Origin of the sequence: Dyadobacter sp. (assembly GCF_051859145.1) — a bacterium.
GTDB lineage: Bacteria > Bacteroidota > Bacteroidia > Cytophagales > Spirosomataceae > Dyadobacter.
On record NZ_JBHYGF010000231.1, the window covers coordinates 1 to 6,836 of the forward strand.

At 51.0% G+C, this 6,836-nt stretch carries 3 protein-coding genes; 2 read left to right on the forward strand and 1 reads right to left on the reverse strand.

Annotated features, from left to right (window positions below):
- Together ACTIE6_RS14290 and ACTIE6_RS14295 are read left to right on the forward strand one after the other, a co-directional pair.
- A partial coding sequence (locus ACTIE6_RS14290; RefSeq protein ID WP_439557286.1) for a CusA/CzcA family heavy metal efflux RND transporter occupies positions 1 to 4,115 on the forward strand: 4,115 nt, incomplete at its 5' end.
- Between the two features lie 9 nt (positions 4,116 to 4,124).
- On the forward strand, positions 4,125 to 5,276 hold the full coding sequence (locus tag ACTIE6_RS14295) for an efflux RND transporter periplasmic adaptor subunit (RefSeq protein ID WP_439557287.1): 1,152 nt from the start codon (positions 4,125 to 4,127) through the stop codon (positions 5,274 to 5,276).
- 35 nt (positions 5,277 to 5,311) lie between these two features.
- Here the strand turns inward: ACTIE6_RS14295 and ACTIE6_RS14300 are convergent.
- The coding region (locus tag ACTIE6_RS14300) for a sensor histidine kinase (RefSeq protein WP_439557288.1) at positions 5,312 to 6,836 on the reverse strand (1,525 nt) is incomplete at its 5' end.

A 6,836-nucleotide genomic window follows, 5' to 3' on the forward strand; every position in this document is an offset into this window, starting at 1 on the left:
GCCGCAGCCTCTCCCGGTTCGGACTTTCGCTGATCGCCATTGTTTTTGAAGACGGCTCGGATATATACTGGGCCAGACAGCAGGTAACCGAGCGGCTGGCCCAGGTAGAAATCGATGAGAATGCGGAAACTCCGGAGCTCGCGCCTGTTACAACAGGATTGGGTGAAATTTATCAATATGTAATCAAACCGAAACCCGGCTTTGAAAAAAAGTACTCACTAGCCGACCTGCGCACCACCCAGGACTGGATCGTCAAACGTCAGCTGCTGGGTACCCCCGGCGTGGCCGATGTATCCACTTTCGGCGGGGAGCTTAAACAATACGAAGTGGCTGTTAACCCCGTGCAGCTCAAATCGCTGAACCTGACGATCAGTGACGTATTTACAGCTTTGGGCAAAAACAACCAGAACACCGGCGGCGCTTACATTGAAAAAGGCCCGACGGTACTCTATATCCGGAGTGTTGGCCTCGCTGGTTCCATGGAGGATATCCAGCATATCGTGGTCAAAACCAATGCAAACGGCACACCTGTGCTGGTGCGCGATATTGCCGAAGTGAGGCTCGGATCGGCAATCCGCTACGGCGCATTGACCATGGCTGGCAAAGGCGAGCTTTCGGGCGGGATTGTGATGATGCTCAAAGGCGGTAATTCTTCTGATGTGATTAAAAACGTCAAAAACCGCATTGCCGAAATCCAGAAAACACTGCCCGAAGGTCTGGAAATCGAATCCTTCCTCGACCGGACCAAAATGGTGAACAATGCGATTGGTACCGTCGAGAAGAACCTTTCAGAAGGTGCGTTGATCGTGGTGCTGGTACTGGTGCTCTTCCTCGGTAACCTGCGGGCCGGACTGATCGTCGCCTCGGTGATCCCGCTCTCCATGCTTTTTGCGATTGCGATGATGAACACTTTCGGCGTGAGCGGCAACCTGATGAGCCTGGGGGCACTGGACTTCGGGTTAATTGTTGACGGAGCAGTAATCATCGTGGAAGCGATACTGCACCATTTGCATTCCTCGCGCCAGTATGCAGGTGTGCAGGTGATTTCGAGGGAACAAATGGACCGGGAAGTAACAGGCTCGGCTTCGCGGATGATGAACGCAGCTGTTTTCGGACAAATTATCATCCTCATCGTCTACCTGCCTATCCTGTCCCTTTCAGGTATTGAGGGTAAAATGTTCAAGCCCATGGCGCAGACTGTTGCATTTGCTATCCTCGGCGCATTTATACTTTCCATTACTTATGTACCGATGATCAGCGCGGTTTTTATCAGCCGGAAAATAGCCCACGAGCCCAACTGGTCCGACCGCGTTATGGCACGGCTTGAAGCTGGTTATCAAAAGCTGCTGATCCGCGCACTGGGTTTCAAAAAAGCGCTTGTGATTGCTGCATTTACATTGTTTGGTGTGGCTGTTTTTACATTTTCACAAATGGGTGGAGAGTTTATCCCGCAGCTGGAAGAAGGTGATTTTGCAACCGAAACCCGGCTGCTGGTAGGTACCAACCTGAGTACCACCATTGACGCGATCAACCGCGTTTCAGAGGGTCTTCAAAATGCCTATCCCGAAGTAGAAAAAATAGTCTCCCGCATTGGCAGTGCCGAAATACCTACCGATCCGATGCCGATAGAAGGCGGTGATATGATCATCGTTTTGAAAGACAAATCAGAATGGAAAAGCGCCGCTACCTTCCCCGAACTGGCAGATAAAATGGCCAAAACCGCACAGGAAGTAGTCCCGGGCATTACGACCGGCTTTCAGTATCCCGTTCAAATGCGATTCAATGAGTTGATGACCGGAGCCAAGCAGGATGTTGTCTGCAAGATCTTTGGCGAAGATTTGAACAAACTGGCAACTTACGCGGAGCAGCTCGGCAACATTTCGAAAACAGTGGAAGGTACCGCAGACTGGTACGTAGAAAAAGTAACCGGCATGCCGCAGATCGTGATCGACTTCAACCGGAGTGAGATCGCGCGCTATGGGCTTAACATCGAAGATATCAACCGCACGATCAACGCTGCATTCGCAGGAGCTGCCGCCGGACAGATTTACGAAGGCGAAAAGAAGTTTGACCTCGTGGTACGCGTCGGCAGCGAAGGCCGCAAAAATATAACTGATGTCCAAAACCTGCCGATATCCACACCCTCGGGCATTCAGGTGCCGCTTTACCAGGTAGCCCGCATTGCCGAGGTCGAAGGTCCAAACCAGATCCAGCGTGAAAATACAAGGCGGCGCATTTTAGTCGGGTTTAATGTAAGAGGCCGGGATGTGCAGTCGATCGTGGAAGAGCTGCAACAGAAAGTAGACGCCAAAATCCGCTTTGACCCGGGTTACAGTGTGACTTACGGAGGCGCGTTTGAAAACCTGCAGCAGGCCAAAGCCCGCCTGAGCGTAGCGGTTCCAGTGGCATTGCTCCTCATTTTCCTGATGCTGTATTTTGCATTCTCGTCTGTGAGGGAGGGCGCATTGATCTACACAGCCATTCCACTTTCCGCGATAGGCGGCGTATTTGCGCTGGCGTTGCGGGATATGCCTTTCAGTATCTCCGCAGGTGTAGGATTTATCGCGCTCTTTGGGGTAGCTGTTTTAAATGGGATCGTACTGATTTCGGAGTTCAACAGGATCAAAGCGGAAGGTTCCATTACCGATCCGCTGGACCTGGTACTCACGGGTACCCGCAACAGGCTGCGACCCGTTTTGATGACTGCCGCCGTCGCCTCCCTCGGGTTCCTCCCGATGGCGCTCAGCAACGGTGCGGGAGCCGAAGTGCAGCGGCCGCTCGCTACGGTCGTGATCGGCGGACTGATTACAGCTACCTTGCTCACATTGTTTGTATTACCTGCATTGTACCTTTTGTTTGAGGGTAAAAAGAAACTACCACCGGCTGCTGCTGCATTGGTCCTGCTACTTTTTGTTTTTATTCCAAAAAACACAAGTGCGCAGTCTACGAAGCCAGTCGATCTTCAAACTGCAATCTCCATTGCCCGGCAAAAAAACCTGAGGGTACAAAGCGCGAGGCTCAGTGAAGAAAGCAGCAGGCAGTTGCAGTCCAGCGCTTTTGATCTTGAAAAAACGAGCATCAATGCAGATATCGGCAAGTTCAACAGCGTCAATACGGACACGCGTTTTGGAATCAGCCAGACTTTCAGCTTCCCGGCTGTATATAGTAGTCAGCGGAAGGTGCTGGAAGCTAATTTTCAGTCGGCGCAGGCACAAACGAGGCTGACAGAGCTGGAATTAAAAACGCAGGTGCGCCAGCTGTTTTACGAATACATTCATCTCATGGAGCGCAGGAAGCTGCTGATGTATGCAGACAGCATTTACACCCTTTTTGAATCAAAATCCAATATGCGGTTTGAAAAAGGAGAAGCCAACATGCTCGAAAAAACAGCCGCAGAATCGCAGCACCAGCAGATTACGAACCAGCTCAACCTGCTCGACAGTGACCTGGCTATCACGCTGCGTTCTTTCAACTTGTTTTTGCAGGACAGTGCGCTGTACGTTCCGCAGGCAGCAAGTCCGCGCATTGAAAACCTGCTGACCGTGCAGGATTCCGTCGCCAGCCAGTTTCCGCTGCTGGATGTAGCAAGAAGTCAGGAGCAAGCTTCGGAGTTTCGCTGGAAAAACGAAAAAGCCAGGCTGCTGCCCGACCTGACCATTGGCTATAATAACCTGAGTATAAATGGCGCTCAGCTCGTAGACGGACAGGAGATCACTTATAGAAGCAAAAACAGGTTTCATTATGTCAATGCGGGAATCGGTATCCCGCTGTTTTTTAAAGCGCAGTCGGCGAGGATAGCTGCCGCCAGAACCGATTTTGAAAGAACACAAAAAGAAACGGGGTACCTGCGCGCACAGCTGCAAACCGAGCTGGCCAATGCGCAGGCGGCTGTCGTGAAATTCCGTCAAAGTCTCGACTACTTCGATACACAGGGGCTGCGAAATGCGGGGGTGATCATCGCCACTGCCGACCAGCAGTTCCAGGCAGGAGAGATCGATTTTATGCAATGGACTTACCTGGTTAACCAGTCGATCACGATCAGAACAGACTACATCCAGGCACTGAACAGCTATAATCAGGCAGTTATACAACTTTTGAAACTTACCAACAACTAGGCATTTACAATGAAAACATATCTTTATATCGGCCTGTTTGCCTGCCTGCTTTCTGCTTGCGGAGGCCGCACGGAAACACCGGAAAACAACCAGGCCGCGGATAGTTCTGCAACTTCTTCTTCAAAGCAGCTGGTATCTTTCACCAACCAGCAAATGCAGCGCGTGGGCATTGAAGTAGGGACACCGGAATTTGAAAACATCAGTGGCACACTCAACCTGCACGGCAAGATCGACGTGCCTCCGCAGAGTACGGTAAGCCTCAGCTTCCCGCTCGGCGGCTACCTGAAATCGACTAAGATGCTGCCGGGCATGCACGTCAGAAAAGGGCAGGTTTTGGGTGAGCTGGAGGATATGCAGTTCATCCAGCTCCAGCAGGATTATCTCACGGCGCGGGAGAAATTTACCCTGGCAGAAAGTGAGTTTGCGCGCCAGCGTGACCTGAATGCGACCAAGGCGGCGAGTGACAAGGTTTTTCAACAGGCGCGGGCAGAAATGGAAACGCAGCGGATCCTGATGAATGCGCTCGCCAGAAAGCTGGAAGTGATCGGAATCAATCCCGCGGGATTGAAGGCGGACAACATCTCAAAGTCAGTACCAATTGTATCCCCGATCAACGGGTTTGTGTCACAAGTAAATGTGAATGTGGGTAAATACACTTCGCCTACTGATATGCTTTTTGAGCTGGTGGATCCGAAGGATATCCATCTGGCATTGAATGTATTTGAGAAAGACCTGCAATCGCTTTCGATCGGCCAGCGGGTTACTGCTTACACGAACAGCGATCCCGGTAAGAAATTCGCAGCTGAGATCATCCTGATCAGCAAAAACCTGGATCAGGACAGAATGGCCGAGGTGCATTGTCATTTTGAAAAATACAGCCCCACACTTGTGCCGGGTATGTTTGTAAATGGCGAGGTGGCAATCAGCAACAAAAAGGTACTTACCGTGCCCGAGGACGCAGTTGTGCGGTGGGAAAACAACTCTTACGTATTTACAGCCAGTGGCAGCGGGCAGTTTGAAATGGTCAAAATAACGCCCGGACTTGTACATGAAGGCCGCCAGCAGATCGAAGGAAACGGCATTGGTACCGACACCCGGCTGGTTGTCAAGAATGCATATGCACTTTTAATGAAGATCAAGAATACAGACGAGGAAAGTTAATGTCGGAAGCGCGACGTTCCCTGGAACCCGGCAACTTATACCGGCAGCCAGATATGGAACGTCGCGCCTTCTCCCGGCATTGATTCGGCAGAAACATACCCATTATGCTGCTCTACGATCTTTTTTACAATACTTAACCCAATGCCCGTGCCGGAATATTCCTGCCTTCCGTGCAGGCGCTGGAACAAGCTGAAAATTCGCTCGCTAAACTCCTGCTCGAACCCGATCCCATTGTCAGCAAAAGTAATGTGGGCAAAGAGCATTTCAGGATCTGAAACCGGAAAAGCTGTAATGGAGCTGCCCGGAACCAATTCAGAGCTGATCGTAATGCGCGGATTTTTTTGAGAAAATTTCAAAGAATTGCTGATCAGGTTAGAGAACAGCTGGTTCATCTGAAACTTGTTTGCCCGAATCACGGGCAGATTTTTGGTAACTATCTCCGCTTCTTTTTCTGCGATCAGCAATTCGAAATCGACCTTGATTTCATTAATAACGCTTTCCAGGTCAACTTTTACGAGCTCCTGTCCCGTTCCCGAAAGTCTGCTGTAAGTGAGTACCGACTGGATCAGCTCGCTCATGCGTTGCGCAGAAGAGTTGATCTTTTCGTAGTACTTCTGCGTCGCGTCAGGGTTATCCTTGTTCTTATCAATTAAATGAATAAAAGTCTGGATTTTGCGGAGCGGCTCCTGCAAATCGTGACTGGCAATGTAGCTGAACGATTCCAGTTCCTTGTTCGCTTTGATCAGCTCCTCAGTCCGCTGCTTCACCGCTTTTTCCAGCTCATCAGTAAATTGCCTGCGCGTTTTAGAAATTTTCAGCTGCGACTTGATACGTGCGAGCAGCTCATTTGACGAGAATGGCTTCACGAGATAATCGTCCGCGCCTGTTTCAATGCCTTCCAGCTTTGACTCCTCTCCCGCCCGAGCTGTGATCAGCACAACGGGAATCTGCGCGCTGGCAGGATTGTCTTTCACGTGGCGGAGCAATTCGATACCATCCATTTCAGGCATCATAATGTCGCTTAAAATGAGTGAAGGCTGCTCCCGCGCGATCTTTTGGAGCGCATCAACGCCGTTTTCAGCAGGGATTGTCCGGTAATGTTTTTCAAGAAGTGATTGAACGTGCTGCCGCATGTCGGTATTATCGTCCACTACGAGGATTGTATCCGCAGCGGTTGTCGCATTGTCCGCGCCGCTTGACACTGACCCGGGTTGCAGCAAGGTAGCAGCTTCTTCCACGTACAAACTCGGTGTCACATCGTCAAAGCCAGGATCTGTCAGGAATACCCGGGCAGGATCGAGGTGGTCTTTTCCGTAAGGTATGATCACGATAAAGCGGCTTCCCTTTCCGGGTTCGCTTTCAACGCGGATATCCCCGTGGTGCAGCAGGATCAGTTCCCTGATCAGTGACAAGCCGATTCCTGTGCCTTCAAAGGTCCTTCCGCCACTATTCTGTATCCGGTGAAAACGCTCAAACATCCGCGGAAGCTCCTGTTGCGAGATGCCCACTCCGGTATCTTTCACTGTGAGCACCACGCCCTCATCGCCCGGCGCAACAGTT

Excerpts from the sequence above, each read along its gene's own strand:
- ACTIE6_RS14295 (WP_439557287.1), top strand. The coding sequence starts at position 4,125 with ATGAAAACATATCTTTATATCGGCCTGTTTGCCTGCCTGCTTTCTGCT.